General features: G+C 71.5%; 24 protein-coding genes and 1 tRNA gene. 8 read left to right on the top strand and 17 right to left on the bottom strand.

Annotated features, from left to right (window positions below; genetic code table 11):
- Nucleotides 1-17 precede the first annotated feature (17 nt).
- From Sri02f_RS28030 to Sri02f_RS27985, 10 genes are all read right to left on the bottom strand, one after another.
- Nucleotides 18-1,364 (bottom strand): cytochrome P450, encoded by a 1,347-nt coding sequence (locus tag Sri02f_RS28030; protein ID WP_109004110.1) that lies wholly within the window; start codon nucleotides 1,362-1,364, stop codon nucleotides 18-20.
- A gap of 9 nt (nucleotides 1,365-1,373) precedes the next feature.
- Nucleotides 1,374-1,967, bottom strand: coding sequence for a GTP-binding protein (locus Sri02f_RS28025; RefSeq protein ID WP_109004109.1), 594 nt, complete (start codon nucleotides 1,965-1,967; stop codon nucleotides 1,374-1,376).
- Entirely contained in the window at nucleotides 1,942-2,319 is a 378-nt protein-coding gene (locus tag Sri02f_RS28020; protein WP_069772889.1) for a DUF742 domain-containing protein, read from the bottom strand. The genes Sri02f_RS28025 and Sri02f_RS28020 overlap by 26 nt, the downstream gene beginning before the upstream one ends.
- Nucleotides 2,316-2,717 (bottom strand): roadblock/LC7 domain-containing protein, encoded by a 402-nt coding sequence (locus Sri02f_RS28015; RefSeq protein ID WP_069772890.1) that lies wholly within the window; start codon nucleotides 2,715-2,717, stop codon nucleotides 2,316-2,318. The genes Sri02f_RS28020 and Sri02f_RS28015 overlap by 4 nt, the downstream gene beginning before the upstream one ends.
- Nucleotides 2,714-3,886 (bottom strand): ATP-binding protein, encoded by a 1,173-nt coding sequence (locus tag Sri02f_RS28010; RefSeq protein WP_109004108.1) that lies wholly within the window; start codon nucleotides 3,884-3,886, stop codon nucleotides 2,714-2,716. The genes Sri02f_RS28015 and Sri02f_RS28010 overlap by 4 nt, the downstream gene beginning before the upstream one ends.
- A 432-nt stretch (nucleotides 3,887-4,318) precedes the next feature.
- Nucleotides 4,319-4,403: transfer RNA gene (locus Sri02f_RS28005), tRNA-Leu, on the bottom strand.
- A 758-nt stretch (nucleotides 4,404-5,161) separates the two neighbouring features.
- Nucleotides 5,162-5,839, bottom strand: coding sequence for a GntR family transcriptional regulator (locus Sri02f_RS27995; RefSeq protein ID WP_109004107.1), 678 nt, complete (start codon nucleotides 5,837-5,839; stop codon nucleotides 5,162-5,164).
- Nucleotides 5,840-6,042: 203 nt separating this feature from the next.
- Entirely contained in the window at nucleotides 6,043-6,990 is a 948-nt protein-coding gene (locus tag Sri02f_RS27990) for a beta-ketoacyl-ACP synthase III (protein WP_109004106.1), read from the bottom strand.
- Nucleotides 6,991-7,171: 181 nt separating this feature from the next.
- The gene (locus Sri02f_RS41845; RefSeq protein WP_167467634.1) at nucleotides 7,172-7,309 is read right to left on the bottom strand and encodes an MFS transporter small subunit; all 138 of its coding nucleotides are present in this window, start codon (nucleotides 7,307-7,309) and stop codon (nucleotides 7,172-7,174) included.
- Complete coding sequence (locus Sri02f_RS27985) at nucleotides 7,275-8,609, bottom strand: OFA family MFS transporter (RefSeq protein WP_109004105.1); 1,335 nt, start codon at nucleotides 8,607-8,609, stop codon at nucleotides 7,275-7,277. The genes Sri02f_RS41845 and Sri02f_RS27985 overlap by 35 nt, the downstream gene beginning before the upstream one ends.
- Nucleotides 8,610-8,899: 290 nt before the next feature.
- Here Sri02f_RS27985 and fdhD point away from each other — a divergent pair, with 290 nt between their 5' ends.
- Nucleotides 8,900-9,748 carry a formate dehydrogenase accessory sulfurtransferase FdhD gene (gene fdhD, locus Sri02f_RS27980; protein WP_109004357.1) on the top strand — a complete coding sequence of 283 codons (849 nt, stop codon included), beginning with the start codon at nucleotides 8,900-8,902 and terminating at the stop codon, nucleotides 9,746-9,748.
- A 287-nt stretch (nucleotides 9,749-10,035) separates the two neighbouring features.
- Here fdhD and Sri02f_RS27975 read toward each other — a convergent pair whose 3' ends face one another.
- Together Sri02f_RS27975 and Sri02f_RS27970 are read right to left on the bottom strand one after the other, a co-directional pair.
- On the bottom strand, nucleotides 10,036-10,563 hold the full coding sequence (locus Sri02f_RS27975) for an isochorismatase family protein (protein ID WP_109004104.1): 528 nt from the start codon (nucleotides 10,561-10,563) through the stop codon (nucleotides 10,036-10,038).
- 19 nt (nucleotides 10,564-10,582) lie between these two features.
- A complete protein-coding gene (locus Sri02f_RS27970) occupies nucleotides 10,583-11,020 on the bottom strand; it encodes a MarR family winged helix-turn-helix transcriptional regulator (protein ID WP_109004103.1) in 438 nt (145 codons plus the stop codon).
- An 80-nt stretch (nucleotides 11,021-11,100) separates the two neighbouring features.
- On the opposite strand from Sri02f_RS27970, the gene Sri02f_RS27965 reads away from it, so the two are divergent.
- Nucleotides 11,101-12,018, top strand: coding sequence for a quinone oxidoreductase family protein (locus Sri02f_RS27965; protein ID WP_109004102.1), 918 nt, complete (start codon nucleotides 11,101-11,103; stop codon nucleotides 12,016-12,018).
- A 118-nt stretch (nucleotides 12,019-12,136) separates the two neighbouring features.
- On the opposite strand, the gene Sri02f_RS27960 is transcribed toward Sri02f_RS27965, so the two are convergent.
- Complete coding sequence (locus Sri02f_RS27960; RefSeq protein WP_109004101.1) at nucleotides 12,137-13,150, bottom strand: bile acid:sodium symporter family protein; 1,014 nt, start codon at nucleotides 13,148-13,150, stop codon at nucleotides 12,137-12,139.
- Nucleotides 13,151-13,292: 142 nt separating this feature from the next.
- On the opposite strand from Sri02f_RS27960, the gene Sri02f_RS27955 reads away from it, so the two are divergent.
- Complete coding sequence (locus Sri02f_RS27955; RefSeq protein ID WP_109004100.1) at nucleotides 13,293-14,207, top strand: LysR substrate-binding domain-containing protein; 915 nt, start codon at nucleotides 13,293-13,295, stop codon at nucleotides 14,205-14,207.
- 15 nt (nucleotides 14,208-14,222) lie between these two features.
- Here the strand turns inward: Sri02f_RS27955 and Sri02f_RS27950 are convergent, their stop codons facing one another.
- Nucleotides 14,223-15,203 (bottom strand): Lrp/AsnC family transcriptional regulator, encoded by a 981-nt coding sequence (locus tag Sri02f_RS27950; RefSeq protein ID WP_245970844.1) that lies wholly within the window; start codon nucleotides 15,201-15,203, stop codon nucleotides 14,223-14,225.
- A gap of 133 nt (nucleotides 15,204-15,336) precedes the next feature.
- Here Sri02f_RS27950 and Sri02f_RS27945 point away from each other — a divergent pair, with 133 nt between their 5' ends.
- The 3 genes from Sri02f_RS27945 to Sri02f_RS27935 all read left to right on the top strand — a co-directional run bounded on the left by Sri02f_RS27945 (nucleotide 15,337) and on the right by Sri02f_RS27935 (nucleotide 20,216).
- Nucleotides 15,337-16,836: an MFS transporter gene (locus Sri02f_RS27945; protein WP_109004099.1), complete on the top strand. Its 1,500-nt coding sequence runs from the start codon at nucleotides 15,337-15,339 to the stop codon at nucleotides 16,834-16,836.
- 558 nt (nucleotides 16,837-17,394) lie between these two features.
- The gene (locus tag Sri02f_RS27940) at nucleotides 17,395-19,221 is read left to right on the top strand and encodes an AMP-dependent synthetase/ligase (RefSeq protein ID WP_109004355.1); all 1,827 of its coding nucleotides are present in this window, start codon (nucleotides 17,395-17,397) and stop codon (nucleotides 19,219-19,221) included.
- A 158-nt stretch (nucleotides 19,222-19,379) separates the two neighbouring features.
- Nucleotides 19,380-20,216 (top strand): aldo/keto reductase, encoded by an 837-nt coding sequence (locus Sri02f_RS27935; RefSeq protein ID WP_109004098.1) that lies wholly within the window; start codon nucleotides 19,380-19,382, stop codon nucleotides 20,214-20,216.
- A gap of 138 nt (nucleotides 20,217-20,354) precedes the next feature.
- On the opposite strand, the gene Sri02f_RS27930 is transcribed toward Sri02f_RS27935, so the two are convergent.
- A complete protein-coding gene (locus Sri02f_RS27930) occupies nucleotides 20,355-21,299 on the bottom strand; it encodes a class I SAM-dependent methyltransferase (protein ID WP_109004097.1) in 945 nt (314 codons plus the stop codon).
- A 125-nt stretch (nucleotides 21,300-21,424) separates the two neighbouring features.
- Between Sri02f_RS27930 and Sri02f_RS27925 the strand changes: the two genes are divergently transcribed.
- Nucleotides 21,425-22,195: a phytanoyl-CoA dioxygenase family protein gene (locus Sri02f_RS27925; RefSeq protein WP_109004096.1), complete on the top strand. Its 771-nt coding sequence runs from the start codon at nucleotides 21,425-21,427 to the stop codon at nucleotides 22,193-22,195.
- A gap of 129 nt (nucleotides 22,196-22,324) precedes the next feature.
- On the opposite strand, the gene Sri02f_RS27920 is transcribed toward Sri02f_RS27925, so the two are convergent.
- Together Sri02f_RS27920 and Sri02f_RS27915 are read right to left on the bottom strand one after the other, a co-directional pair.
- A complete protein-coding gene (locus Sri02f_RS27920) occupies nucleotides 22,325-24,061 on the bottom strand; it encodes a glycoside hydrolase family 6 protein (protein ID WP_109004095.1) in 1,737 nt (578 codons plus the stop codon).
- 262 nt (nucleotides 24,062-24,323) lie between these two features.
- Nucleotides 24,324-25,817, bottom strand: a complete 1,494-nt coding sequence (locus tag Sri02f_RS27915) for a cellulase family glycosylhydrolase (protein ID WP_109004094.1) — start codon at nucleotides 25,815-25,817, stop codon at nucleotides 24,324-24,326.
- A gap of 263 nt (nucleotides 25,818-26,080) precedes the next feature.
- Between Sri02f_RS27915 and Sri02f_RS27910 the strand changes: the two genes are divergently transcribed.
- Nucleotides 26,081-26,943: cellulose binding domain-containing protein (locus tag Sri02f_RS27910; protein ID WP_174855717.1), on the top strand; the 863-nt coding region annotated here is incomplete at its 3' end.

Below are 26,943 nucleotides of genomic sequence, written 5' to 3'. Positions count from 1 at the left end.
GGTGAGTGTTGTGTGAATCACCTCGTGAGCCAGTTGAGGAACTGGCTCCACACACCTCCGCGGTCCCCCCTGCCACGCGACGGGCCCTGCTCCCGGTTCGGGGACGGCTCGGCGCGGGTCTCGGGGGCGGGCCGGGGCGCGGTCCGGACCGGGGTGAACTTGGCGGGCAGGACCGTCAGTCCGCGGTTGAAGGGGCCGGGCCGCCAGGTCAGGCTCTCGGTCGGCACCGCGAGTTCGACGTCGGGAAGCTTGTTGAGCAGGTTCTCGATGGCCGTCACGGTGATCTGCCGGGCGGGGTCCTTGGACGGGCAGGCGTGCGGGCCCGCGCTCCAGGCGAGATGTGCGCGGTTGCTGCCCGCCTGACGGGCCGCCGTCAGCGCGGGCCCGGTGTTGGCCGCGGCGAAGCTGACCAGCACCAGGTCGCCGGCCTGCAGCTTCTGCCCGGCGAACTCCATGTCGGAGGTCGGGTAGTGCGGCGCCAGGTTCTGCATGGGCGGGTTCTCCCACAGCGTGTCGTCGATCGCCTCGTCGATCAGACCGCCCTGGTGGGCGTACGCGTCATGGGTGAGCAGCCGGTGCAGGGTGTTGCCGATCAGGTTGCGCAGGGGCTCGTTGCCGGCCACCAGCAGCAGGGCGATCTGGTGCACCAACTCCTCGTCCGTGAGCTTGGACTGGTGCTCCATCAGCCACGAGGGGACGTCGTCGCCGGGCCGCGTGCGCTTGAGCGCCACCAGTTCGCCGATGGCCCCGAACATCACCCCGACCGCCTGCTCGGCGTTCACGCCGTCGAACATGCCGGTGATGCCGAACACGACGCGGTCGCCGATGTCGGCGGTGCAGCCGAAGAGCTCGTTGAACACGAACAGCGGCAGCTGCTTGGCGTAGTCGCCGAGCAGATCGGCCGATCCCCGCGAACCGAACTGCGAGATCAGGTAGTCGGAGACCTGCGCGGTGCTCCGGCTGAGCCTGCGCGAGTCGACGCGGGCCATGCTGTCCGTGATCGCCTGACGCAGCCTCAGGTGATCCGCGCCGTCGCTGAACATGGCGTTGGGCCGGTACGCCAGCAGCGGAGCGACCGGGCTGTCCGGGGGCACGCGGCCCTCGTTGAGGTCCCGCCAGCGGCGGGCGTCCTTGCGGAAGGAGCCCGAGTCCTGGAGGAGTTGGAGTGCGGTCGCGTAGTCGGTGACGAGGGTGGCCTCGACTCCCGGAGCGAGTTCCACGGGCGCGGTGGGCCCGTAGTGGCGCAGGTAGGAGTAGTAGGCCTGGGGGTCGGCCGCGAAATCCGGTCCGTGCAGCGGCACTCTGCCGCCGGCCTGGTGCGCCGGGCACCCGGGCGGGGGCACGGGTGCGGTGGGTCGGTCCATTTCTGCTCCCTAGTGGGCACGGTCCTGCAAGTGGCGGACGAGCGTGATGAGGGCCTCGGCCGACGACTTCTCGTCCCGTGCGTCGCACGTGACGACGGGGGTGTCGTCGAGCAGGTCCAGCGCCTCGCGCAGGGCCAGCTCGTCTCGCAGCGGAGAGCCGTCGAAGTGGTTGACGGCGATCGCGTAGTCGAGCCCGTACTGCTCGATCAGGTCGATCACGGCGAAGGAGTCCGCGAGCCGCTCGGGGTCGACGAGCACCAGCGCGCCGAGCGCTCCGCGTGCCATGTCCTCCCACATCTGCACGAAACGCTGCTGGCCGGGCGTTCCGAACAGGTAGAGCACGACGCGATCGCTGATCGTCAGCCGTCCGAAGTCCATGGCGACCGTGGTGGTGGTCTTGCCCTGGACCCCCTTGAGGTCGTCGACCGACTCGGCCGCCCGGGTCATCGTCTCCTCGGTGGACAGCGGCTCGATCTCGGAGATCGCTCCGATGAACGTGGTCTTGCCGACCGCGAAGTGGCCCACGACGAGGATCTTGACAGCCGTCTGCGTCGCGCCGCCGCGGACGTACGCCCGCTCATCCAAACTTGGCCCTGAGACCATTCAGCACCTCCTCCAGGATGTCCCGGTCGGCGAGGGGCGCCCGCTGCACCGGTGGGCGAGTGATGAGGTAACCGCCTTCGGTGAGGGCGGCGAGGAGGATCTTCACCACGCCCAGAGGCAGTTGGGTGTGCCCCGCGATCTCGGCGACCGAGAGGTATCCGGCCGCGCACAGCTCCAGCAGGTTCTGTTCCTCGGGCGACAGACGGGTGGGCCGCTGCTGGTGGTCGGCGGCCGCCGTGACCAGGGTGATGAGGGAGAGCTGCTCCTCGTCGGGCAGTCCCCGTCCCTTGGTGATGACGTAGGGACGCACTAACTCCGGCGTCTGAGGCTCCAGTTCGTCGAAACCGGTCATGACCGCACACCGAGGTTCTCGCGCGGGGGCGTGGTCAGCGCCTTGCCCAGCTGGCCGACGAGCTGCTGCATCCGGAAGGTGATGTCCGCCATGTCGACCTCGGGGGAGGCGGACACGCCGAGGTAGGCGCCCTCGCCCGCGGAGATCAGGAAGACCCAGCCCCCGTCGAACTCGACGAGCGTCTGCCGCCACTTCTGGGTGGCGTCCTCGCAGAAGAAGGCGAGCGAGCGGCTGAGCGACTGCACGCCGCTCATCGCCGCGGCCACGCGGTCCGCGTCGTCCTTGCCGAAGTCCTGCGTCCGTGCCATCAACAGGCCGTCGGCGGAGATCAGGACGGCATGCAGGGCCCCGGGGATCTCCAGGGCGCTGTCAAGCATCCATGACAGGTCGTCGTTCACGAGAACTCATGCCCTTCGCTGCTTGCACCACGGGTGCTGCTCGACTGTTCCGCGGGGTCCGTCTGCGCGACCCGGCCGGATCGGGTGCCGCGCTGGAACGCGCCCATGATCGCCGCCGTCTCCGCGCCCGAACGCGAGGAGCCGGGGGCGTTCGACGCGCTGCCGGGCACGATGGCCATCGGTCGCTTGCGGCGCCGCCTCGGCAGGCCGTCGGAGGTGGTGGTCGCGGTCAGCCCGGTCTCCGGGCCCCCGCCCGCGGGGGCGGCCTGGGCAGCGGGAGCGACCGGAGCCGGCTCCTTCTGCTCGGGCGCGTTGGTGAGCAGGTCGTGCGGCAGGAGGAGGACCGCCCGGACGCCTCCGTACGGGGAGGTGGAGTCCACGGACACCTCGAAGCCGAAGCGCTCGCTGAGCACGCCGATCACCGCGAAGCCGAACTGCGGCGGGTTGCCGAGCGCGGAGACGCCCGATACCCGTTCGCTCGACAGGAGTTTCTCGGCGCGGGCGCGTTCCTCGTCGTTCATGCCGACACCGGCGTCGTCCACGACGATGCAGATGCCCTTGGGCACGGTACGGATGTTGATTTCGACGACGGTGTCCGGGCTCGAATAGCTCGTGGCGTTGTCGAGGAGTTCCGCGAGGGCCAGTGCGACAGGTTCGACGGCACGGCTGGTGATGCCGAAATCGACCTGCGAGAGAATCTCCACCCGCCGGTAGTGACGGACCCTGCCCTGCGCGCTGCGGACCACGTCGTAAACAGACGCGACATCACGCTGACGTCCCAGCCAGCCGTCACAGAGGACGGCGATGGACTGGGCCCGGCGACCGAACTGGGAGTTCGTGTGGTCGATTTCCAGGAGGTCCTGGAGAATCACCGACTCGCCGTACTTGTTCTGCAGCCGGGAAACGATCAACTGCTGTTCCGCGGCGAGGCCCTGAAGGGTCCGCATGGCGGACTTGAGGACCGTCTTCGTAGCCTCTTCGGCTCTTTCCTGAGCTGCCTCGACGGATTTCGCGTACCCGTTCTCGAGCTCGGCGTGACGAGCCCGGAGATCTGCGAACTCCTGCCGTGACGTCCGCGCCGCCCTGCGCTGACGAACAATCAGGGCGACGGCGACGAGCACGGCGACGAGAAGAGCCCAGAGTACCGGGTTCTGTATGTAATCAGTCATAAGACTCTCTTCAGGCGACTGACGGCCAGTTGCTGAATTCCCGTCAATTGCGGGTGGACCGGCGGACCGCCCGCATCGGGTGACCGCCCGGACTGTCCCCGTAGTCGGAGATGTCGTCTTGCACCCATCCGCCCGCTCTACAAGCGAGCGTGATCGTATCATCACAAGAAGCAGCCATAGACCGTCAATCTGGTTACAGAGGTGAACATTGACGGTTCGTCAGTCGTACTGGAGAGCGTCCACGGAGCGACGTGCGAGCGACGCCGGGACCGGGGCCGCGGGCGACGCGAGAGGGCAAGCGATAAACGGGCTTCCGCGACATTCAGGCGACAATGCAGACGGAAACAACAAAAAACCGCACCCGGCGCGACGCCGAATGCGGGTATTCATGAAATCACCGAGCGGAGCCCGCTCGATACGGAGAGTGAAGAGTGTCCGAGGGGGGACTTGAACCCCCACGCCCGATAAAGGGCACTAGCACCTCAAGCTAGCGCGTCTGCCATTCCGCCACCCGGACCAGGTGTCTGCCGCTGCGGGGAGTGTTCCCGGCGGCGACAGGGACAACAATACCAAGCTTTCGGAGTGCCTCTCACCTGCATATCCGCTGGCCGGGCCGGTGCGGGAGCCGCCGCCGCGACCGTCTCACGGCGGGTGACCGCCCGATCGCTTCGCCGCCGGCTCTTCCATGACGAGCGTCCGCAGGGCCCGCACCAGCGCGGTCGCCGTCGACTCGTCCAGCGGGGCGGGAAAACGAGGCTCGGCGGCCCTGCGCGCGCGGTCCGCCTGGTCCAGACGGTCCCGGCCCGCCCGGGCTCCGCCTCCTCGGCCTGCGACGACGTCTCACCCCCGGCGAGCACGACCCGCACCGCCGGATCACGGCCGTCCACCCCGTACGGGGCGAGCGCCTCGGCGGACGCCCTGGCCGGCTTGGCCCGGGCCGGAAGAAGGAGAGAGCCGAGCCGGTACTCCGTGGGCGCGGGCGGCGCCGCTCGGTCACGCACATGTCCCGAGGGTATCGGCCGGCCTCCCAGGGGACGTCGGCATCACCGACGCCGTTCCGAGCCGCCCGCGGCCCGGTCCGGTGGGCCGGTCCGGTGGGCCGGGGCGGTGGGCCGGGGCGGTGGGCCGGGGCGGTCGGTCGGGGCGGTCGGTCGGTCGGGGTGAGCTCCCTCCGGCGGCCGGCCGGCGAGTGCGGTCGACCCCGCCGCCCCGTCGGCGCCGTCGTGAGGCGGCGCGGCGATCGGGGCCGGACCGCCGACGCGCCCGCCGGGAGCCTCAGGACTCGTTGCGGGCGTGGTACGAGTGCCGGGTGAGTTCGGTGTGCTCACGCATCAGCCGGGTGGCCGACTCCTCGTCGTGCCCGGCGATGGCGGTGATGAGGTCGCGGTGCTCGGCCCAGGACCGGTGGCCGCGCCGCCGCGCGACCGGCGTGTAATACCAGCGCACCTTGCGGCCGACCTGCGCCGCCAGTTCGGCGAGGACCGCGTTGCCGGCGAGCTCGATGATCTTCGCGTGGAAGCGGGCGTTCAGGGCGACCGCTGCGTCCACGTCGTCACCGGCCACGGCCCGCAGGCCCTGCGCCAGGATCCCCTCCAGGGCCCGGATGCCCGCCTCGTCCGCGCGCGTGGCGGCGAGCCGTGCGCCTTCGGCCTCCAACAACGTCCGGACGGTGAGGAGTTGGTCAGTCTCCTCCGCGGTCGGCTCGTGCACGAACGCGCCCTGGGCGGGCCTGAGGTCCACCCACCCCTCGGTGTTCAGCCGCTGCAGGGCCTCGCGCACCGGCTGCCGGGAGACGCCGAGGCGGCCGGCGAGCTCGCTCTCGACGAGGTGCCGGCCGGGCCGCAGGGCGCGGGTGGTGATGAGTTCGAGCAGCGCCTCGTAGACGCGGTCGCGCAGCGGACCGGGCCGGTCGAGCTTGGGCGCCGTGCCCTGCGGCAGTCCTGTCGACGACATCGGTCGGTCCCCCTCCTGGACAGCGCCGGACGGCTGCATCCCGAAAGCCCCTCGGACTTCGATGGTCCTTCGTCTACAGTCCACGGCCCACCGGCGCCAGAGCTCGGCGCAGCGGAACGCGTCACACGCCGACGCGCCCCGGCCGCGCCCCGAGCGCACCCCGGTCCGGGCCGCCCCGGATCACGGGCGGTGGCCGCCGCGGATCACGGGCAGTACACGACCTGTCCCGCGTAGGACAGATTGCCGCCGAAGCCGAACAGCAGCACCGGGTCTCCCGTGGAGACGGCGCCCTGCTCGACGAGCTTGGAGAAGGCGAGCGGGATGCTGGCGGCGGAGGTGTTGCCCGACTCGACGACGTCACGCGCGACCACGGCGTTCACCGCGCCGATCTTCTGCGCGAGGGGTTCGATGATCCGCAGGTTCGCCTGGTGCAGGACGACGGCCGCGAGGTCCTCGGGAGCCAGTCCCGCCCGCTCGCAGGCCTGGCGCGCGAGCGGCGGCAGCTGGGTCGTGGCCCAGCGGTAGACGCTCTGCCCCTCCTGCGCGAACCGTGCCGGCTGGCCCTCGATGCGCACCGCGTGCCCCATCTCGGGCACCGAGCCCCACAGCACGGGGCCGATGCCGGGCACGGCGCCGTCGGGGCAGGCCTCGACCACGGCGGCGCCCGCTCCGTCGCCGACCAGCACACAGGTGGTGCGGTCGCTCCAGTCGGTCACCTCGGACATCTTGTCGGCGCCGATCACCAGCGCGCGGGTCGCGGCGCCCGCGCGGACGGTGTGGTCGGCGGTGGCCAGCGCATGGGTGAACCCGGCGCAGACGACGTTGACGTCCATCGCGGCCGGCCGCGGGACGCCGAGGCGGGCGGCGACCCGGGCGGCCATGTTGGGCGAGCGGTCGACGGCCGTGGACGTGGCGACCAGCACGAGGTCGATGTCGTCCGGCGTGAGGCCCGCCGACGCGAGGGCCTTGGCGGCGGCGTGCGCGGCCAGCTCGTCCACCGGCTCGTCGGGGCCGGCGATGTGGCGCGTGCGGATGCCCACCCGGCTCCTGATCCACTCGTCACTCGTGTCGACCAGACCCGCCAGTTCCTCGTTGGTGAGCACCTTCGCGGGCTGGTAGTGGCCGACGGCGGCGATGCGCGAGCCGTTCATTGGGGGGTCCCCCTCGTTGCCTTGGGTAGCGGGATCCTCCAGTCTGATCAGTGACTCACGGGTACGGGGGCGCGTGAAGCGACAGGAAACCGGTTCCCGGGTTGTCGGCTTCCCCATAGGCCTCGGACGTCCACACAGCCGTCGCACGCTCACTCGGCGAACACGCGCCCCGCGGCGTCCGCTACCCGGTGAACAGCTGCGTCGCCTTCTGTACGAGCTCGTACAGCCCGTAGGCGAGCGGCGCCCCCACCCACAGCCAGGCGAAGGCGATCAGCGGTCGCCGGTCAGGCTGCGGACTCGGGCTGCTGTCGTTCGGCATCGGCGGCCTCCCTCTGGGCGGGGATGTGGTGTCGGGCGTGGACGGGGCGGACGAGTTCGTTGGCGACGAAGCCGACGGCGAGCAGCCCGATCATGATGAACAGGGACAGGGTGTACAGGGACGAGCCGTGTCTGCCCGCCTCCTCCTGCCGGTCGGCGATCCAGTTCACGATCAGCGGGCCGAGCACGCCGGCCGTGGACCAGGCGGTGAGCAGCCGGCCGTGGATGGCGCCGACCTGGTAGGCGCCGAAGAGGTCCTTGAGGTAGGCGGGGATCGTCGCGAAGCCGCCGCCGTAGAAAGAGAGGATCACCAGCGCGCACAGGACGAAGAGCGGTTTCGAGGAGTCGCCGATCAGGGCGATCAGGGCGTACATGAGGGCGCCGACGCCCAGATACACGCGGTAGACGTTCTTGCGTCCGATCAGGTCGGAGGTCGACGACCAGCCGATCCGGCCGGCCATGTTGGCCGCCGACAGCAGGGCGACGAAGCCGGCGGCCGCGGACGCCGAGACCGGGGTGGAGGTGTCCGCGAAGAAGTCCTTGATCATCGGGGCGGCCTTCTCCAGGATGCCGATCCCCGCCGTGACGTTCATGCAGAGCACGACCCACAGGCACCAGAACTGCGGGGTGCGCACCGCACTGCGCGCCGACACCTGCACCCCCTCCACCGCGCTCGGCCCGCCCGTGACGGGCCGCTCACCGCGCGGGACCCGCACCAGCAGCACGCCGAGCGTCATGAACACCGCGTACGAGAGCCCGTGGACGAGGAACGCCAGCGCGATCCCGGAGCTGTCGGAGCCGAACGACTCCAGCATCTGCGCCGACCAGGGCGAGGCGATGAGCGCGCCCCCGCCGAAGCCCATGATGGCTATGCCGGTCGCCATGCCGGGGCGGTCCGGGAACCACTTGATCAGTGTCGAGACGGGCGAGATGTAACCGATTCCGAGACCGATTCCCCCGACGAAGCCGTAGCCGAGGACGATCAGCCAGTACTGCTCGACGGCGGCGCCGAGCGCGGAGATCAGGAAGCCGGACGAGAAGCAGACCAGGGCGACGGTCATCGCCCACCGAGGCCCGTTGCGTTCCACCAGGGTGCCGCCGAAAGCCGCGGAGAGCCCGAGCATGACGATGGCGAGCTGGAACGGCAGCGCGCTCTGGGTGCCGCTGAGGCCGAGTGCGGACTCCAGCGGCGGCTTGAACACGGACCACGCGTAGGCCTGGCCGATGGAGAGATGGACGGAGAGGGCGGCCGGCGGGACGAGCCATCGGCTCCAGTCGGGCGGGGCGACGGGGGGACTCATGAATCCTGAACGGTAGGAACCCGCGCGGGCGTTGAGAAGGCGGCGCGTCGACCGCATGCGGTGAACGGTATGCGGGCTGCGCCGAACGGTCGGACCGGCCGCTTTGCGCAACCGCCCGCCGGGTACGTCGGTGTGCGCCTGACGCGGAGGGCGGCTGCGACCTCGCCCTCCCTGTACAGGACAATGAGTCCGTGAAGGTCACCTCACCGCACCATCCGGTGACCCACGGCAATCTCCGCATCAAGGGCCGTTCGACTGCCGGCCCGCACAGAACCGGGGCTGATCACGACATGGGACGAGTCACCGCACGGCGCAAAGTGATCCACATCCGGGACGGGGCGGTCACCACCAGGCCGGACACCCTCGTGGCCGAGGAACCGCTGGAGATCCGGCTCAACGGCAAGCCGCTCGCCATCACCATGCGCACGCCCGGTGACGACTTCGCGCTCGCGGCCGGCTTCCTCGTCAGCGAGGGCGTGCTGGCCGAAGCGTCCGACCTGCTGAACATCGTCTACTGCGCGGGAGCGACGGCCGACGGCGTCAACACCTACAACGTGGTGGACGTGCGGACCGCCCCCGGCGTGAAGATCCCGGACATCTCCCTTGAGCGCAACGTCTACACCACCTCGTCCTGCGGGCTGTGCGGCAAGGCCAGTCTGGACGCGGTCCGCACGACGGCCCGCTGGCCCATCGCCGACGCTCCCCCCCTGCGGATAGCGCCCGAGCTGCTGGCGAGCCTGCCCGACCGGCTCCGCGCGGCCCAGCAGGTGTTCGACCGGACCGGAGGACTTCACGCGGCGGCCCTGTTCTCCGAGGACGGCGAGCTGCTGGACGTGCGTGAGGACGTGGGCCGGCACAACGCGGTGGACAAGCTGGTCGGCCGCGCCCTGCAGAACGCGGACCTGCCCCTGTCGCGGACGATCCTCCTGGTCTCGGGCCGCGCCTCGTTCGAGCTGGTGCAGAAGGCCGTGATGGCGGGCCTCCCGCTGCTCGCGGCGGTGTCGGCCCCCTCCTCCCTGGCCGTCGACCTGGCGGCGGAGACCGGACTGACGCTGGTGGGCTTCCTGCGGGGCACCTCCATGAACGTGTACGCGGGCGGGAGCCGCATCGCCCCGCGGGCCGCGGCCGTCGACGGCTGACCCGGTCGCCCCGCGGCACGGCGGCGGGACCGCGCACGGCGGGGAGCGCCCCCCGCGCCGCCGGGGCCATCACCCCCCGGCCCGCCCCGAGCCGTCCGCCGACCATCCGCCCAGACGACCGCCCGTCGGCCCGAGCCCCCGGTCGACCGGAGCCGCCCATCCACCCGAACCACCCGCCGCCCGGGGCCACCTGTCCACCCGAACCACCCGTCGATCAGGGCCACCGGTCCACCTGAACCGCCCGTCGGTCCGAGCCGTGACCGCCGGCCCGGGCCGCCCCCTGCTGCTCACCCGTGCGCGAATCGCACCTCGGCCGCGCACGCCACGGTCCCGAGCCGGGGGAAGTCGAGTCTCACCGACGCTTCGTGCTCGGCGCCCGTCAAGGCGGACATCGCGTCCTCGACGAAGACCAGGTCGTAGCCGAGATCGCCGGCCGCACGGGCGGTGGACTCGACTCCGAGGTTGGTGGCGATGCCGCCGAACACGAGCGTGCCGACGCCGTGTTCACGCAGCCGGGCGTCGAGGCCGGTGCCCTGGAAGGCGCCGATGGTCCGCTTGACGATCTCCCAGTCGCCCTGCGCGTGGAGCCCCGGGACGAGACCGCTGCCGGGCGGCTGCTCGGCGACGCCCGGACGCTCGACGCGGACGAGGACGACGGGAGCGCCGGCCGAGCGGAACGCCGCCGCCAACCCATGGGCCGCTTCCAGCACTTCGGAGCCCTTACGGGGCTCAAGGGGCAGCGCGACGATGCGGTCCATCAGGTCGACGAGGACGAGGGCGGTGCGCGCGGGATCGAGCGCGGGCAGTGCGGTCATGGCGGAACGTTATCCACCGTCAGCGCTCCGTGCCGGAGATCTTGACCAACAGGGCCGTGAACCGGTCCTGTTCGGCTGCCGTGAGCGGGGCGAGCAGCGCGTCGTTCGCCTCCCGGGCGGCCTTCTCGCAGCGGTCGAGGAGGCGTTCACCGGATGCGGTGAGCGAGACGGCGTTCTTGCGTCGGTCGTTCGGATCCGGCTCGCGCACGACCAGGCCCGCGGACTGCAGGTCGTTGAGGACGCCGACCAGATCCTTCGGGTCCAGTCCGACGGCGCGTCCCAGGTCCGCCTGGGCCACGGGGGCGAGATCGCGCACGGCGGAGAGCACGACGTGGGACCACATCTTGACGCCCTCGGCGGCGAGGGCGTCGGCGACCAGTGAGCGGCCCCGCGCGGCCGCCCGGCCGAGGAGCCAGCTGGGCAGGGAGCGGATAGCGGCGAGGGGCGCTTCGGACATGATCGCACCCTACCAAAATTCATTGGACTTCCCAACGAACTGCGATACCGTTGGGACTCCCAACGAATCATGGAGGTGCGATGCGTCGCGTCCGGTACGAGTCCACGGGTGGCCCGCTGTTCCTGGAGGAGGCGCCGGTCCCCCGGCCCGGACCCGGCGAGCTCCTCCTGCGGTGCGAGGCGGTCGGCGTGACCCTCCCCGTCGTCCGCAAGGTCGCCGGGGCCGCGGAACCGATCGCACTCGGGGGCGAGGTCGCCGGGCGGGTCGTGGCCGTCGGGAGCGGGGTCGACGGTTTCCGGGTCGGCGAGCGCGTCACCGGCCTGTGCTTCGGCCACGGCTACGCCGACTTCGCACTCGTCCACCGGTCGATGGCCTCACCCGTCCCCGACGACGCGAGCGCGGTCGACGCCGTCGCCCTCGTCCGCAGCGGGCTGGTCGCCCTGGGCGCGCTGGCCGCCGCGCGCCCCGAACCCGGCGAGACGGCCCTCGTCACCGCCGCGGCGAGCGGGGTCGGCCACCTCGCCGTGCAGCTCGCCAGGGCCCGCGGCGCGGACCGCGTCGTCGGGGCCGTGTCCGACCGCGCGAAGTCCGGCTTCGTGAGGGCGCTGGGCGCCGACGACGTCGTCGCCTACGACCAGGACGACTGGGGCGTCCCCGCCGACTACGTCCTGGACGCGGTCGGCGGCGACCTGCTGACTCCCGCCGTCGCGGCCCTCGCGCCGGGTGGCCGGCTCGTGGCGTACAGCTCGGGCGGCGGGACCGTCCAGGCCTACGACCTGCTGGTGGGCGCCAAGTCGGTGATCGGATTCCAGATGGCCCTCGTGGCGCGCGAGGAGCCGCAGTTGTGCGAGCTCAGGCGGCGGGAGCTGTGGCGGCTCTTCGCACAGGGCGCCCTGAAGCCGTCCGTGCACGGCGAGTTCGCCCTGGAGGACGCCACCGAGGCGCATGCGGTGATCGAGTCGCGCAGGAACCTGGGAAAGGTGGTCCTGGTGCCCTGACCCCTACGGTCCTGGACCGTGGAGACGACAGACCGCCGAGCCGTCGGACCGCCGAGCCGTCGGACCGCCGAGCCGCCGAGCCGTCGGACCGCCGAACCGCCCTGCGGCCCCGGGCCCTTCACGCCGTCGCGGGAGCCCTGTCGCCGGCCTGTGCGCCCGCCGGGTCCAAGGGGTCGCGTGCGCGGCGCTTGGCGATGACCGCGCAGACCATCAGCTGCATCTGGTGGAAGAGCATCAGCGGCAGCACCGCGAGAGAGGCGTGGGCGCCGAACAGGACGCTCGCCATGGGCAGTCCGGAGGCCAGGGACTTCTTGGAGCCCGCGAACTGGATGGCCACGCGGTCCCCGCGGTCGAACCGCAGCGCCTTCCCGCCGTACCAGGTCAGGGTGAGCATCACGGCGAGCAGCACCGCCTCGACGACGAGCAGGCCGCCCAGCCGTGCGGCGCCGACCTGGTGCCAGATGCCCCGGTTCACGCCCTCGCTGAACGCGGTGTAGACGACCAGCAGGATCGAACCGCGGTCGACGAGGCCGAGCACCTTCTTGTGCCGGGTGACGAACGCGCCGATCCACCGGCGCAGCAGTTGCCCCGCGACGAACGGCACGAGCAGTTGCAGCACGATATCGACGACCGAGTGCGCGGAGAAGCCGCCGCCGCCCCCGAGCAGGGCGGCGGCCAGCAGCGGGGTGACGACGATGCCGACCAGCGAGGAGAAGGATCCCGCACAGATCGCGGCGGGCACGTTGCCGCGCGCGATGGAGGTGAACGCGATCGACGACTGGATCGTCGACGGGACGAGGGTGAGGAAGAGAAGCCCCTGGTAGAGGGGGTCGGTGAGGAGGACCGGGACGAGGCCGCGCGCGGCCAGGCCCAGCAGTGGGAAGACCACGAACGTGCAGACCAGGACGGTCACGTGCAGCCGCCAGTGCTTCAGCCCGTCCCATGCCTCGCGGGTGGACAGGCGGGCCCCGTACAGGAAGAACAGGAAGGCGATCGCGGCCGTGGAGGCGCCGGAGGCCACGTCGGCGGCGGAGCCGCGCGCCGGGAACAGCGCCGCGAGCCCGACGGTCCCGAGCAGCAGCAGGATGTAGGGGTCGACCGGCATCCGACTCGGCCAGTGCAGGCGTTTCACGGTGCTCCACGTGCGATTCGATGGGCGTGCGTCGGGCCCGGGAGGCCCTTCTCCATCGTCCTCCCCGGCACCGTGATCGGGAATCCGCCATACCGCTCTCACTGTCATCACGCATCGCGATGACGGAGGTACCGTGGCAGGTGTGTACGACCCCTCTCATCTGCGGACCTTCCTGGCCGTCGCCCAGACGCTGAGCTTCACGCAGGCCGCGCGGCGGCTGGGGCTGCGCCAGTCCACCGTCAGCCAGCACGTGCGACGGCTGGAGGACGCGACCGGGCGGACCCTCTTCACCCGCGACACGCACTCCGTGGAGCTGACGGAGGACGGCGAGGCGATGCTCGGATTCGCGCGCCGGATCCTGGACGTCCACGAGCAGGCGACCGCGTTCTTCACCGGCACCCGGCTGCGCGGGCGGCTGCGCTTCGGCGCCTCGGAGGACTTCGTGCTGACCCGGTTGCCGGAGATCCTGGAGACTTTCCGCCACGACCATCCCGAGGTCGACCTGGAGCTGACGGTGGAGCTGTCGGGCACCCTGCACGAGCAGCTGACCGCCGGAAAGCTGGACCTGGTCCTGGCCAAGCGGCGCCCCGATGACCCGCGCGGCGAGCTGGTGTGGCACGACGGGCTGGTGTGGATCGGCGCCGAACGGCTGCGTCTGGACGCCGACCGTCCGGTTCCGCTGATCGTCTTCCCGCCGCCCGGCATCACCCGCGCACTGGCCCTGGAGTCGCTGGAGCGGCAGGGGCGCGCCTGGCGGATCGTCTGCACGAGCGGCAGCCTGAACGGGCTCATCGCCGCGGCACGGGCGGGGCTCGGCGTGATGGCGCACTCACGGGGCCTGATCCCGCCGGGCCTGGTGCGGATCCCGGAACGGGCGGGGCTGCCGGAGCTGGGGCGCGTCGACTTCGTGCTGGTGCACGGCCGCCGGCGGCCCTCCGCCCAGGGCGCGGCCGACGCGCTGGCGGCTGCGATCCTCGCCGGCGGCGACCGCCTGCACCGGCGGCCGCCGCGCGGCCCCGCCCGCCACGGCGACCGGCGTCCCGGTGGCGGGGGCTGAACATCCGCTGCGCTCCTACCGCCCGCCGGGCCGGTAGGTCAGCTGCTTCACGCTGCGCAGGAGCGGCGTCGCCTCCACGTGCTGGACTCCCTCCAGCCGTCCCAGAGGCCCGCTGAGGTAGGCGTAGAGGGCCGCCGTGTCACGGAACAGGGCGGTGACCACGATGTGGGACGGGCCGGCCGTGGCCGAGGCGAAGGCGACTTCGTCGTGGGCGGCGAGGGCCTCTCCGACCGCGTGCAGCGCGGACGGCGCCGTGGTGATCCACAGGACGGCCGCGACGGGGCGGCCGAGGAGCTCGGACCGGTACTCGACGTCGATGTAGACGGCGCCGGACGCGAGCAGGGCGGCGAGGCGGCGTCTGACGGCGGACTCGGAGCGGCCCGTGGCGCGCTGCAGTTCGGGGTAGGCGGCGCGGCCGTCGCGCTCCAGCACGGCCAGGAGCGGCTCGTCCTCGGGTTCGAGGCGGGGCGGCCCCGCGCTCGCCTCGGGGTCCGGGTCCGGGGTCAGAGCGGCGATCTGCTCGTCGTCCAGCGCCCGCAACTTGCGTATCCAGCCGGTGGGGCCTCCGTAGAAGCGGTGCAGAAGCTGCTGGGCACGGATCTCCACCACGCTCGGGGTGCGCGGCAGCTTGCCGAGCAGCAGGTCGTCATGGTCGCCGGGGTGACGGGGCCTGGTCATGCAGACGATCTCGGTGCCGCCGGAGCCGAGACCGATCCACTGCGTGTCGGGGCGCTTGGCGAGCGCGTCGGCGATCACAGCGGCGCCGGCGGGCGCGCAGCGCAGACGCAGCATCCACTGGTCCTGTCCGAGGCGTTCGGCGTTGCGGACGGCGACGGCTCGCAGTCCGACCCGGTCGCGGAGCCTGCGGTAGCGGCGCGCGACGGTCTGGTCCGAGACGCCGAGCACCGCGGCGATCCTGCTGAAGGAGGCCCGGCCGTCCACCTCCAGCGCGGCGAGCAGCCTGATGTCCAGCGTGTCCGCTGTGTGGAATTCCACCGGTCGTCCCTCTTCCCCGTCGGATTCCGTCGCGAGACGGCCCGTTTCCATGGCGATCATCCGCGTTTCCCTCATCGTACGGAGCGATGGGACTCCATCGAACGGCGATTCACGGAAACACCAGGAGTGGGACATGCGCACATGGGGGCCGCTGACAGCGGTTTGCCTGGGCACGTTCATGTTGTTGCTGGACGTGACGATCGTGGTGGTGGCGCTGCCGGACATGACACGGGCGCTGCACGCCTCGCTGAGCGATCTGCAGTGGGTGGTGGACGGATACGCGCTGGCGCTGGCCGCGCTGCTGCTGGGCGCGGGGGCCGCCGCGGACGTCCTGGGCCGGCGCCGCGTGCACGTGGCGGGAGTGGTGCTGTTCGCGACGGCGTCGTTGCTGTGCGGGCTGGCGAGCGGTCCGGACACGCTCGTCGCGGCGCGCGCGGTGCAGGGCGTGGGCGCGGCCGCGATGCTCTCCACCACGCTCCCGCTGCTCGGGTCGGTCTACCAGGGCCGGCAGCGCTCCGCGGCGCTCGGGGTGTGGGGCGCGGTGAGCGGCGCGGCCGCGGCGGTCGGGCCGGTGCTGGGCGGACTGCTGGCCGAGGGGCCCGGCTGGCGGTGGATCTTCTATGTGAACCTGCCGGTGAGCGTGGTCGCGGTGTGGCTGACGCTGAAGGCGGTGCCGGAGTCGAGGGGGCCGCGCGGGATGCGCGTCGACTGGGCGGGCACGGCGGCCTTCGCCGCCTTCGCGGGCGGCACGACGTATGCCGTGGTGCGTGCCGGTGACGACGGCTGGACGGCGACGGCGACGCTGGTCGCCTTCGGTCTCGCCGCGCTGGCGCTGGCGTGCTTCGTGCTGGTGGAGCGGCGGGCGGCGCATCCGCTGCTCGACCTGGCGCTGCTGGCGCGGCCGTCGTTCGTGGGGGTGATGGTGGGCGCGCTGGCCTTCAACGGGGTCGCCTTCGGAGTGACGCCTTACCTCTCGATCTGGATGCAGACCTTGCTGGGGATGAGCCCGGTCCGCGGCGGGCTCACGCTGTTGCCGATGACGGTGGCTGCCATGATCACTGCCCTCGTGGTCGGCAAGCGGTTCCACGGTGTTTCCGCCCGGCTGACCGTGGGCGGCGGCCTGCTGCTCATCGGCGCGGGCTGTTTCTGCCAGGCCGTGCTCGGGGCGGGCTCGGACTGGACGGCGCTGGCGCCCGGATTCGTGCTGGTGGGGATAGGAACCGGTTTCGTCGCGCCTACCGTGGCCGGCGCGGCGCTGGCCGCGGTCGAGCCGGCGCGGGCCGGGATGGCGGGCGGCGCGGTGAACACCGTCCGGCAGCTCGGGTACGCCCTCGGGGTGGCGGTCTTCGGCACCGTGGTGACCTCACGGATGACCGGCGCCCTGCCGCAGGAGGCGGCCCACACGCTGGCGGGCGGCGGCGCCGAGGCGCTGCGCGGGACGTTCTCCGAACACGCGCTGCGGTCCGCGTTCGCTTCCGGACTGGACGCGGCGCTGGTGGTGGCGGGCTGCACCGGCGTCGCCGCGGCCGCGCTCGTCCTCCTGCTGGTCCGGTCGCCGCGCGAGACCGGCCCCCGGGCGACGGGACCCGCGGCCCCGGTGCCGTCGGAGGAGCGGGCGGTCCCCCGCCCCTGACGCGAGGCACCCGTCGGTCCCGCTCCTGACCCGCCGCACCGCGGGGGCACCGGGCCGGTGGGCGCCCCCGAGGTAGGTCGGGCTCGGGGCCGGGGAGGCGCTCCCGACGCCGGGCACGGGGCCGGGCGGCGGGCCCCGGGCCACGCCCGCTGACCGGAGGCGCGGGGCGCGGGGCTCGGGGAAGCGGGTCGGTGGGCGTCCCTGAGGCGGGGCAGGGGGCCGGGGCCGGGGAGACACTCCCCACGCCGGGCGGCGGCCAGCGAGCGGCTGGCGGCAGGCGGCTGGCGGCTGGCGGCTGGCGGCTGGCCACGAGCCGCGGGCGGCGCCGACTCCGGAAGCGGTCGGACAGCGTAAGCGGTACGGGCAGATTCGGTGGAGATTACGGTACCGAAACTTACTCAACCGTCAGCTTTGTGTCCGACCCTTCCCCATGTGCGCCCATTTTCCGCGCCCGACCCGCGCAGACGAGGGCATCGCTCGCTTTCCGCCCCTCTCCCGCCCCGTCGCCGGTTGGGGTAGCTTTCACGGCGCTGTGGGGCCATGAGAAGCGGGGTGCGTTTGCGCGAGTTCACCAACCCTCGGTTGGCGTTGGCGCCGCCGGTGGGCGGCCTGGCCGACGTCGTCTTCCAGCACGCCCAGGAGGACCCGCAGTACATCGCCCTCGGCCGCAAGGACGAACGGGGCGAATGGCGCGACGTCACCGCCGGTGAGTTCCGCGACGAGGTCCTCGCCCTGGCCAAGGGTCTGCTGGCCCAGGGCATCCGGTTCGGCGACCGCGTCGCCATCATGTCCCGCACCCGCTACGAGTGGACCCTGTTCGACTTCGCCCTGTGGACCGTCGGCGCGCAGGTGGTGCCGGTCTACCCGACCTCGTCCGCCGAACAGTGCTTCTGGATGCTCTACGACGCCGAGTGCACGGCCGCGGTCGTCGAGCACGAGGACCACGCGATGACGATCGCCACCGTCATCGACCGCCTTCCGCAGCTGCGTCAGCTGTGGCAGCTGGACTCGGGCTGTGTGCAGGAGCTGTACGACGCCGGCGCCGGCATCGAGGACGAGGTGGTGCACCGGCACCGGGAAGCGGTTACCCCGGATTCCACCGCGACGGTCATCTACACCTCCGGCACCACGGGGCGGCCCAAGGGCTGTGTCATCTCGCACGGAAACTTCATGTTCGAGGCGGACACCGTCATCGAGCGGTGGGAGCCGGTGTTCCACTCCAGAAAGGGCGACGAGGCGGCGACTCTGCTGTTTCTGCCGCTCGCCCACGTCTTCGGCCGGATGGTGCAGATCGCCGCGATCCGCGGCAGGGTCCGCTTCGGCCACCAGCCCCAGCTGCACGCGGCCGCCCTCCTCCCGGACCTGGCCTCCTTCCGGCCGACGTTTTTCCTGGCCGTGCCGTACATCTTCGAGAAGGTCTTCAACGCGGCCCGCCGCAAGGCGGAGCGGGAGGGCAGGTCCGGGCCGTTCGAGAAGGCCGTCGACGTGGCGGTGAGCTACGCCGAGGCCCTGGAGGCGAAGGCGTGGGGCATCGGCCCCGGCCCCTCGGCGGGTCTGCGCATGCAGCACCAGCTGTTCGACAAGCTCGTCTACTCCAAGGTGCGCGCGGCGATGGGCGGACGCGTGCGGCACGCCATGTCGGGCGGCTCGGCCATGGACCGCAGACTCGGCCTGTTCTTCGCCGGCGCGGGCGTGCTGATCTACGAGGGCTACGGCCTCACCGAGACGACGGCGGCGGCGACCGCCAACCCGCCCGGGCGCACCCGCTACGGCACCGTCGGCCAGGCCATCCCCGGCATGACCGTGCACATCGCGGACGACGGCGAGATCTGGCTGCGCGGTGAGAACGTTTTCCAGGGTTACCTCAACAACCCCAAAGCCACCGACGAGACCCTGCACGACGGCTGGCTGGCCACCGGCGACCTGGGTTCGCTCGACGAAGACGGTTACCTCACCATCACCGGCCGCAAGAAGGAGATCCTCGTCACGTCGGGCGGCAAGAGCGTCTCGCCCGGGCTGCTGGAGGAGCGGGTGCGCGACCATCCGCTGGTCAACCAGTGCATCGTGGTCGGCAACGACCGGCCGTTCGTGGCCGCGCTGGTCACCCTCGACCAGGAGGCCGTCGAGCACTGGCTGCAGATGCGCGCCAAACCGCGGCTGACACCCGTCGAGCTGGTGCGCGACCCCGACCTGGAGGCGGAGGTGCGCCGGGCCGTCGTGGCGGCGAACACGCTGGTGTCGCAGGCCGAGTCGATCCGCACCTTCCGCATCCTCGCCCAGCCCTTCACCGAGGAGCACGGACTGCTCACCCCGTCGCTGAAGTTGAAGCGCAAGGCGATCGAAAACGCTTACGCAAACGAAGTCGACGCCCTGTATCGCACATGATCTCGCCCAGGGAGGTGAAACGGGTTACCGACGGGCACGAGACGGGTCTGCGACAGGCTCCCGAGGAAACCGATCAGTGGGGGCAGGAATTCGGCGACCGTCGTGATCGTTGACGATGGGAGTACCACTTTGACGGACAACCGAAGGATCAAGAGCTCGTGAGCAGCAAGGTCCCCCAGATCACCCTCAACAACGGCGTGGAGATGCCCCAGCTGGGCTTCGGTGTCTGGCAGGTGCCGGACGACGAGGCGGAGCAGGCGGTCTCCACCGCGCTGGAGGCCGGGTACCGCAGCATCGACACAGCGGCGATCTACGGCAACGAGGAGGGCACCGGCAAGGCCATCACCTCCTCCGGCGTGCCCCGCAAGGACATCTTCGTCACCACCAAGCTCTGGAACGGCGACCAGGGGTACGACTCGACGCTCCGCGCGTTCGACACCTCCCTGGCCAAGCTCGGCCTGGACTACGTGGACCTGTACCTCATCCACTGGCCGCTCCCGGCCCGTGACGCGTACGTCGACACGTACAAGGCGTTCGAGAAGCTCCTCGCGGACGGCCGCGTGCGGGCCATCGGCGTGTCCAACTTCCTGCCGGAGCACCTGGAACGACTGACCGGCGAGACCTCGGTCGTCCCCGCGGTCAACCAGATCGAGCTGCACCCGCACCTGCAGCAGCAGGCCTCACGCGAGTTCCACGCGGCGCGCGGCATCGCCACCGAGGCCTGGTCCCCGCTCGGACAGGGCAAGGGCCTCCTGGAGGTCCCCGCGATCGTGGCGATCGCCCGCAAGCACGAGCGCACCGCGGCCCAGGTCGTGCTGCGCTGGCACCTCCAGCTCGGCAACGTCGTGATCCCCAAGTCCGTGACGCCGTCGCGGATCGAGGAGAACATCGACGTGTTCGACTTCAGCCTGGACGACGAGGACCTGGCGGCCATCAGCGCCCTGAACGAGGACCGTCGCATCGGCCCCGACCCGGGGACGTTCGACGTCGCCTGAGCACCGACGGGGGTGAACTCCCCCGCACGCGTCGAGGGCGCCCCCGCTCCGGGGGCGCCCTCGACGCGTCGCACCGGTCGTCAGTCGGGCTGGCCGATCGGCCGGAAGAGTTGCTCATGACATGCGCCCATGGCGGCCCTACACCGGCTTCACCGCCGTATGCACCGTGTGCGCCGCGAGCACGAAGACGTCCGCCCTGCGATGCACGCCCGCCTCGTCGCCCGGGTCGAGCAGCCGGTCCAGTGCGGCGCGGTCGTCGGGGTCGAGGGCGTCGCCGAAGCCGTCCCGCAGGCGGGACAGGGTGGCGGCGATGTAGGAGCGGGCGCGTTCGGAGGCGGGCGCGGGAAGATCCAGCAGGAAGCTCCGGCTGCGGGCGTGCCGCAGGCCGGCCGCGCCGAGCAGCGCCGCCCAGTCCTCGGCCTCGTCCACGGAACCGGGCAGGTCGGCCCGCATCTGCGCGAACCACTCCTCCTGCAGCGCGTCGAGCCGCGCCTCCAGTCCGGGCCGTCCGAAGCCGGGGTCGCGCGGCAGGAACCGGGACGGCAGGCCGCCCTCCATGATCGCCAACGTCCCGCCGGGAGCGAGCCGTTCGGCGAAGGCGGTCAGGGCGGCGCGCTGGTCACCGAGGTGATGCAGGCTTCGGCCGGCCCACAGCAGGTCGGCCGGGTAATCCAACTCCTGGAGTACTGAGGGAAGTTCGCCTGCGAGCGTGCCGAAACGGTCGCCGTGACCGAGCCGTTCGGCCCGCTGCCGTGCCCGTTCCAGCAGTGGAGCGGAGGCGTCGACGGCCATCACCCGCGCGCCGGGGAACGTCTCGGCGAACAGCGAGGAGACGACCCCCGGGCCGCTGCCCGCGTCCACGATCAGCCCCGGCTCGGTCACCTCCTTTCCGAGCCAGGCCAGGGCCCGCTCGTACAGGGGCATGAACAGCTCGGCCTGCGCTTCGAGGTGCGGGGCCATCTCGGCCCAGTCGATGTCGGTGTCGTGGCCGTGGGTGTGGTGATGGGTGGGGGTGTGACCCTGGGTGCGCCGGGCGTCAGGGGTGTGCGGGTCGCCGTGAGATGCGTGCGGGGGGTGCGCCATGGTGGTCAGCCTCTCGTCCGGTGTGCCGTCAGCGTGCGCCGACGCACCGGACCGGGGCCACTCCTGTTGCCGAGGCGGCAAAAAACCGGATGCGGACGGCAAGCCGGTTCGCCGAGGATGACCCGATGGACGATGCACAGGTCGAGCGGTTCCTGGAGGACGGGTTCGTGCGGCTCGAGGGCGCCGTCCCGCCGCGCGTCGCCGAGGACTGCGCCCGGCTGCTCTGGCGGGAGACGGGGTACGACCCGGACGACCCCGGCACCTGGAAGGAGCCGGTGGTCCGGATCGGCGACATGGCGCAGGGCCCGTTCGCCGCCGCGGCCAACGCCGCCGCGCTGCACGAGGCGTTCGATCTGCTGGTGGGCGAGGGCCGCTGGGCGCCGCGCTACTCGCTGGGCACGTTCCCGCTGCGCTTCCCGCACGAGGCCGAGCCCGACGACGCCGGTTGGCACATCGAGGGCAGCTACTACCCGGACGGCGCGACCTGGCCCTGGGCCGACCTGCGCTCCAGGGATCGCGCGCTGCTGATGTTGTTCCTGTTCAGCGAGGTGAGCGAGGCCGACGCCCCGACCCGGGTGCGCGTGGGCTCGCATCTGGACGTGCCGCCGCTGCTCGCACCGTACGGCGAGCAGGGCGTCTCGATCCTCGAGATCGCGCCGCGGCTCGAACAGGCGACCGCGCACCGTCCGGTCGCCTACGCGACCGGTCGTCCCGGCGACGTCTACCTCTGCCACCCGTTCCTGGTGCACGCGGCGCAGCCGCACCACGGGAAGCTCCCCCGCTTCCTGGCCCAGCCACCGCTGCGTCCGGCCGCTCCCTTCGAACTGGAGCGGCCGGACGGGGACTACTGCGCGGTCGAGTTCGCGATCCGCCGGGGGCTGGCCCGGGAGGGCTGAGCGCCCCGGCGGATCACCGTCGCCGCACCTCGGACGTGGTCCCGACGGGCGCGGTCCGGACGCGGCCCGGCAAGGGACCCGGACGCGAACCGTCGTCGGCGCACCGCGCCCGAGGGGCGGAGCGGCGGCCTACAGCGGCGGGTAGGCGTTCTGCATCAGCTGCTGGAACTGGGCGGAGAACCAGTGTCCGGACAGCGGGGCGTTCGGCAGGGCGCCGGACATGCTGTTGCCGTTGCGCGGGTTGCCGGTGTAGGTCGGGTCGCACATCCGGTCGAAGCCCTTGCCCTCATCGTTGGCGATGGCCGAGCTGGCGCCGTCCGACTCGCCCGGCGGCTTCATCCACACGTAGGCGTCGATCCCGGCGGCCGGCGCCGCCTTGGGACGCTCACCGAGGCCCGCGCCGGACTGGTTGCACCAGTTGCCGACGTGGATCCGGCGGTCGTAACGGCCGCCGTTGACGTAGGTGTCCACGCTGGTCGTGGCGCCCGGGCCGGTGGGCCGGGCGGCGCCGCCCCAGCCGTTGCGGGAGGTGTCGATCAGCATGCCGATGCCGGGCCTGAAGCCGGTGGTCACCAGCTGGTTGCGGAAGGCCTGGGCGTACGACAGCTCGTCGACGTAGCGGTTCCAGTCCACCCACTTGGACTCACGGACCGACTTGCCGGCCACCGTGTCGTTGATGGTGAAGTTGTCCTCCTTCAGGGCGCTGTAGTTGGCCGTGTTGGTGATGAAGCCGTGCACGTCGTCGACGGTCGCGCCTTCGGCGGTGGCGGCCTGGTACATGATCTGGGCGGAGGGGACGAAGTTGTCGTCCCAGCCGAGCCAGCCGTGGTGACCGGCGTCGATGTAGTTGTAGACGTTGGGGATCGCGCCGAGCTTCTTCAGCGCGTAGCCGACGCCCTTCACGTAGTTGCCGTTGGCCTTCATGGTGTCGCAGGCCGGGGTGGCGGTGGCCTTGCCGCCCGTGTTGGTGACGAGGTTCGGCAGGGAGTCGATCTCGACGGCGGTGACGATCCGCAGGCCCGCGTACTTGCTGTCGGCGAGAATGGCCGCGATGGGGTCGATGAACTGCGTCTTGTACTTGTCGATCTCCGTCGGGCCGAGCTCGCCGTTGGAGGCGAGGGCCGAGCAGTCCCGTCCGGGAAGGTCGTAGACGACCAGCTGCACGACTTCCTCACCGCTGCCCTTCTGCGCGAGGGCCGCGTCGAGGTGGGCGCGCAGGCCCATGCCGCCGTTGGCTCCGTTGATGGCGGCGATGCGGTCGAGCCAGACGCCGGTGGGCTGGTTGGAGACGCGGCTGCCGCCCGGCTCGGCGGCGGCGTGCGCCGACCATTCGGGGTTCACGTAGACCTTGGCGCCGGCGTAGGGGTTGTCGACCTTGGTACCCGGAGTGCCGGGACCGGTCGGGCCGGGGTCGGTCGGGCCGGGGTCGGTGGGACCGCCGGTCCCGCCGTCGACGTTGCAGGTCACGCCGTCGAGGGTGAACGTGGCCGGGACCGCGTTGGTGCCGCTGTAGGTGCCCTGGAACCCGAAGCTGACCGAACCGCCGGTCGCCAGCGTCCCGTTGTAGGTCTCGTTGGCGGCGGTGACGGCCGTGCCGGACTGGGTGACCTTCGCGTTCCACGCGTTGGTGACCTTCTGACTGCCGGCGTACGTCCACTTCACCGCCCAACTCGACTTGGCGGCGGAGTTGTTGGTCACGGTGACGGCGGCGGTGAAGCCGCTGCCCCAGTCGTTCTGCACCTTGTAGTCGACGCTGCACGGGATGGCGGCGATGCCCGGATCGCCGGGGACGACCGCGAGCGCCGTCCCGGAGGCGCCGGCGACCAGCGCCAGCGCGGCGAGTACCGCTGTTCTGCTACGGCTCATGAGTGCGGGTTTCCTTCTTGGTTGCGGGTTGCGGGAGTTTGTCCGTTCCTTCGGTGTTTCTGTTCGGTGTGCGTATGCGGTGCGAGGCATCCGATCCGCGGGTCCGTCGGCGGTTCCCGCCCTGGGACCCGCCGACGTACGGACGCCGGGTGGATCCGGTCGGGTAGATCCGGTGTCGGGCGGATCGGTGTCGGCGGATCCCGTTCAGGCGGCCCCGTGTCCGCTCGACCGGCCCCGTGTTCGCGGGGCCGGCTCGTGGCGCCTATCCCTGGAGTGCGCGCAGATGATCGCGCAAGCCGGTGCCGTACGCCGTGGGCGTACCGTCGTAGCCGGAGATCAGGGACGGCCCCGTGGAGCAGTCCCAGGTGTTCCACGTCCAGCCCAGATAGGACAGGCCGTGGTCGTCGAACCACTTCATGACCTGGTCGACGAAACCGTGCGAGCAGGTGTTCTCCCCGATCTCCCCGGCGACGAGCGGCACGCGGGCGGCCACGGGGGCGAGCGTCGAGTTCCAGCAGCCCACGTCGGCGCAGCTGTTGAAGTTGTAGACGTGGTAGGCGGCGGCGAGATTGCCGGTCGGGTCGTCGGGCTTGTACGTCAGCCACTGGCCGAGGTCGTTGGAGTAGGCGAGCCCGCCGGCCAGGATCACGTTCCGGGCCCCGGCCGCCCGTACCGAGTCGACGAGATCCTGCATTCCGGCGACCTGGTAGCCGATGCCGGGGCAGGAGCCGCCGTCCCGCCAGCACTGCCACGCCTGGGCGGTCGTGGAGGCGGCGCGGTCCGGGTAGGGCTCGTTGAACAGATCGAACGCGACGGCCGTGTCGTTCTTGAACGTGTTCGCCACCGAGGTCCAGAACGACGGCGAGTACTGCATGTCGGGCATCGGCTTCTGGCAGGTGGCGTGCACGTCGGAGCAGCCGGCCGAGTTGCCCGTGTACTGGCCGTAGGTCCAGTGCAGTTCGACGATCGGCGTCATGCCGTGCGCCTCGACGCGGGCCACCAGTTGCTTCACGGCGTTGACGTAGTTCGCGCCGCCGTACGCGGGGTCGATGTTCGACAGGCCCAGCCAGCACTCCTCGTTGAGGGGGATCCGGACGGTGTTCACCCTCCAGTCCGCGATCGCCTTGACGGCCGCGTCGTCGACCGGGCCGTCCCAGATGCCGCGCCCCTGCACGCACATGAACTCGCCGCCCGAGCGGTTCACGCCGAGCAGGCGGCGGTTCCTGCCGGCGGCGTCCACGAGCCTGTTCCCCGAGACGTGCAACGCGGGCGGACCGTCACCGGTGCCCGGCGGATCGGTCGAGGGCGGTGCGGTGGGCGTGGGGGTGGGCGTGGGGGTGGAGTCCACGTTGCAGGTCGTTCCGTTGAGCCTGAACGTCGTCGGTACGGCGTTCGCTCCCGACCTGGAGGCGACGAACCCCGCGCTGACGCTCTCACCGGAGCCCAGGGAAGCGTTCCAGCTCTCGTTCGCGGCGGTGACCGCCGTGCCGGACTGGGACCACTTGGCGCTCCAGCCCTGGGTGACCTTCTGCCCGTTCGCGAAGTCGAAGGCCAGGCTCCAACTGCTCATGGCCGCCGCGTTGTTGGTGATTTTCACGGCAGCCTGGAAGCCGGCGTCCCACTGACCGGTGACGGAGTACTCCACGGAGCAGGCAGGCGCCGCTCCCTGCGCCGTGACGACCGGCAGCAGGGCGCCCGCAACGAGGGCGACCGTGCCGGCCACGGCGAGAAGTGCTGAACGCGGGGGGTGTCGCATGAGCGACTCCTTGCAGCTCAGGCGCGTCGTGACAGACGCGTCGACTGATGGAATCGCTCCCACTGGTGTCTCGAAGCTAGCGCCAAGTGCTGGCAAAGAACAGAGGCGTCGCTGACTTTCCCTCAAGTTGACGTGTCGAATCTTTTCGACTCTTCAAGCATCTTGACCGCGTTCACCCCCATCCCCACTATGGGAGCGCTCCCACTGGTTCAAGGCTTGTTGCTCCTCCCCCACTTCTTCCGAGCCGCAAGGAGGACCAGCACATGGATCCCTCACGCAGACGCCGCGGGGCGCGGCGGCTGTGGACCGCCGCCGTGGCGGCCCTCGCCCTCCCCTTCGCCATGCTGAGTACGAGCACAACCCCCGCACAGGCAGCGGGAGTTCAGTGCAGCGTGGACTACAAGACGAACGACTGGGGCTCCGGCTTCACCGCGGACGTGACCCTCACCAACCGCGGCACGGACGCCATCAACGGCTGGACGCTGACGTACGCCTACACGGGCAACCAGAAGCTGTCGAACGGCTGGAACGGCAGCTGGGCGCAGTCCGGTCAGCAGATCACGGTGAACAACGCCTCGTACAACGGGACGATCGCCGCGGGCGCGGCGGTCAGCACGGGCGCGCAGTTCACCTACAGCGGCACGAACGCCGCTCCCGCGAGCTTCTCGGTCAACGGCACCGCCTGCGTCGGCGCGCACCAGCCGCCGATCACCGTGCTGACCAGCCCGACCGCGGGCGCCGTCTACACGCAGGGGGACGCCGTGCCGCTCGCGGCGACCGCCGCGGCCGCCGACAACGCGACGATCACCAAGGTCGAGTTCTACGACGACACGACCCTGCTCGGCACGGACACGAGCGCGCCGTACTCCCTGTCCGCCTCCGGCCTGTCCGCGGGCAGTCACTCCCTGGTCGCCAAGGCGTACGACAGCCTGGGCGCGTCGGCGTCGTCGACCCCGGTCGGCATCACGGTCGCCTCCGGACCCGCCGTGGTCGCCTCCGCGAGCCAGCTGGCCGTGCAGCAGGGCAAGACGGGCACCTACTCGCTGAAGCTCTCGACCCAGCCGTCGGCGAACGTGACCGTCACGACCGCCCGGACCACGGGCAACACGGGACTGACGGTGACGGG

The sequence above is a fragment of the Streptomyces rishiriensis genome (genome assembly GCF_003112535.1).
GTDB classification, from domain to species: domain Bacteria; phylum Actinomycetota; class Actinomycetes; order Streptomycetales; family Streptomycetaceae; genus Streptomyces; species Streptomyces rishiriensis.
The sequence above is the reverse complement of the archived record's forward strand: the minus strand, read 5'-3'. Positions and strand labels throughout refer to the sequence as shown.

Bases quoted from the DNA above. Each gene is read 5' to 3' on its own strand.
- Sri02f_RS28030 (WP_109004110.1), bottom strand. From the start codon at position 1,364: ATGGACCGACCCACCGCACCCGTGCCCCCGCCCGGGTGCCCGGCGCAC.
- Sri02f_RS28025 (WP_109004109.1), bottom strand. From the start codon at position 1,967: ATGGTCTCAGGGCCAAGTTTGGATGAGCGGGCGTACGTCCGCGGCGGC.
- Sri02f_RS28020 (WP_069772889.1), bottom strand. From the start codon at position 2,319: ATGACCGGTTTCGACGAACTGGAGCCTCAGACGCCGGAGTTAGTGCGT.
- Sri02f_RS28010 (WP_109004108.1), bottom strand. From the start codon at position 3,886: ATGACTGATTACATACAGAACCCGGTACTCTGGGCTCTTCTCGTCGCC.
- Sri02f_RS27995 (WP_109004107.1), bottom strand. From the start codon at position 5,839: ATGTCGTCGACAGGACTGCCGCAGGGCACGGCGCCCAAGCTCGACCGG.
- Sri02f_RS27990 (WP_109004106.1), bottom strand. From the start codon at position 6,990: ATGAACGGCTCGCGCATCGCCGCCGTCGGCCACTACCAGCCCGCGAAG.
- Sri02f_RS41845 (WP_167467634.1), bottom strand. From the start codon at position 7,309: ATGCCGAACGACAGCAGCCCGAGTCCGCAGCCTGACCGGCGACCGCTG.
- Sri02f_RS27985 (WP_109004105.1), bottom strand. From the start codon at position 8,609: ATGAGTCCCCCCGTCGCCCCGCCCGACTGGAGCCGATGGCTCGTCCCG.
- fdhD (WP_109004357.1), top strand. From the start codon at position 8,900: ATGGGACGAGTCACCGCACGGCGCAAAGTGATCCACATCCGGGACGGG.
- Sri02f_RS27975 (WP_109004104.1), bottom strand. From the start codon at position 10,563: ATGACCGCACTGCCCGCGCTCGATCCCGCGCGCACCGCCCTCGTCCTC.
- Sri02f_RS27970 (WP_109004103.1), bottom strand. From the start codon at position 11,020: ATGTCCGAAGCGCCCCTCGCCGCTATCCGCTCCCTGCCCAGCTGGCTC.
- Sri02f_RS27965 (WP_109004102.1), top strand. From the start codon at position 11,101: ATGCGTCGCGTCCGGTACGAGTCCACGGGTGGCCCGCTGTTCCTGGAG.
- Sri02f_RS27945 (WP_109004099.1), top strand. From the start codon at position 15,337: ATGCGCACATGGGGGCCGCTGACAGCGGTTTGCCTGGGCACGTTCATG.
- Sri02f_RS27930 (WP_109004097.1), bottom strand. From the start codon at position 21,299: ATGGCGCACCCCCCGCACGCATCTCACGGCGACCCGCACACCCCTGAC.
- Sri02f_RS27925 (WP_109004096.1), top strand. From the start codon at position 21,425: ATGGACGATGCACAGGTCGAGCGGTTCCTGGAGGACGGGTTCGTGCGG.
- Sri02f_RS27920 (WP_109004095.1), bottom strand. From the start codon at position 24,061: ATGAGCCGTAGCAGAACAGCGGTACTCGCCGCGCTGGCGCTGGTCGCC.
- Sri02f_RS27915 (WP_109004094.1), bottom strand. From the start codon at position 25,817: ATGCGACACCCCCCGCGTTCAGCACTTCTCGCCGTGGCCGGCACGGTC.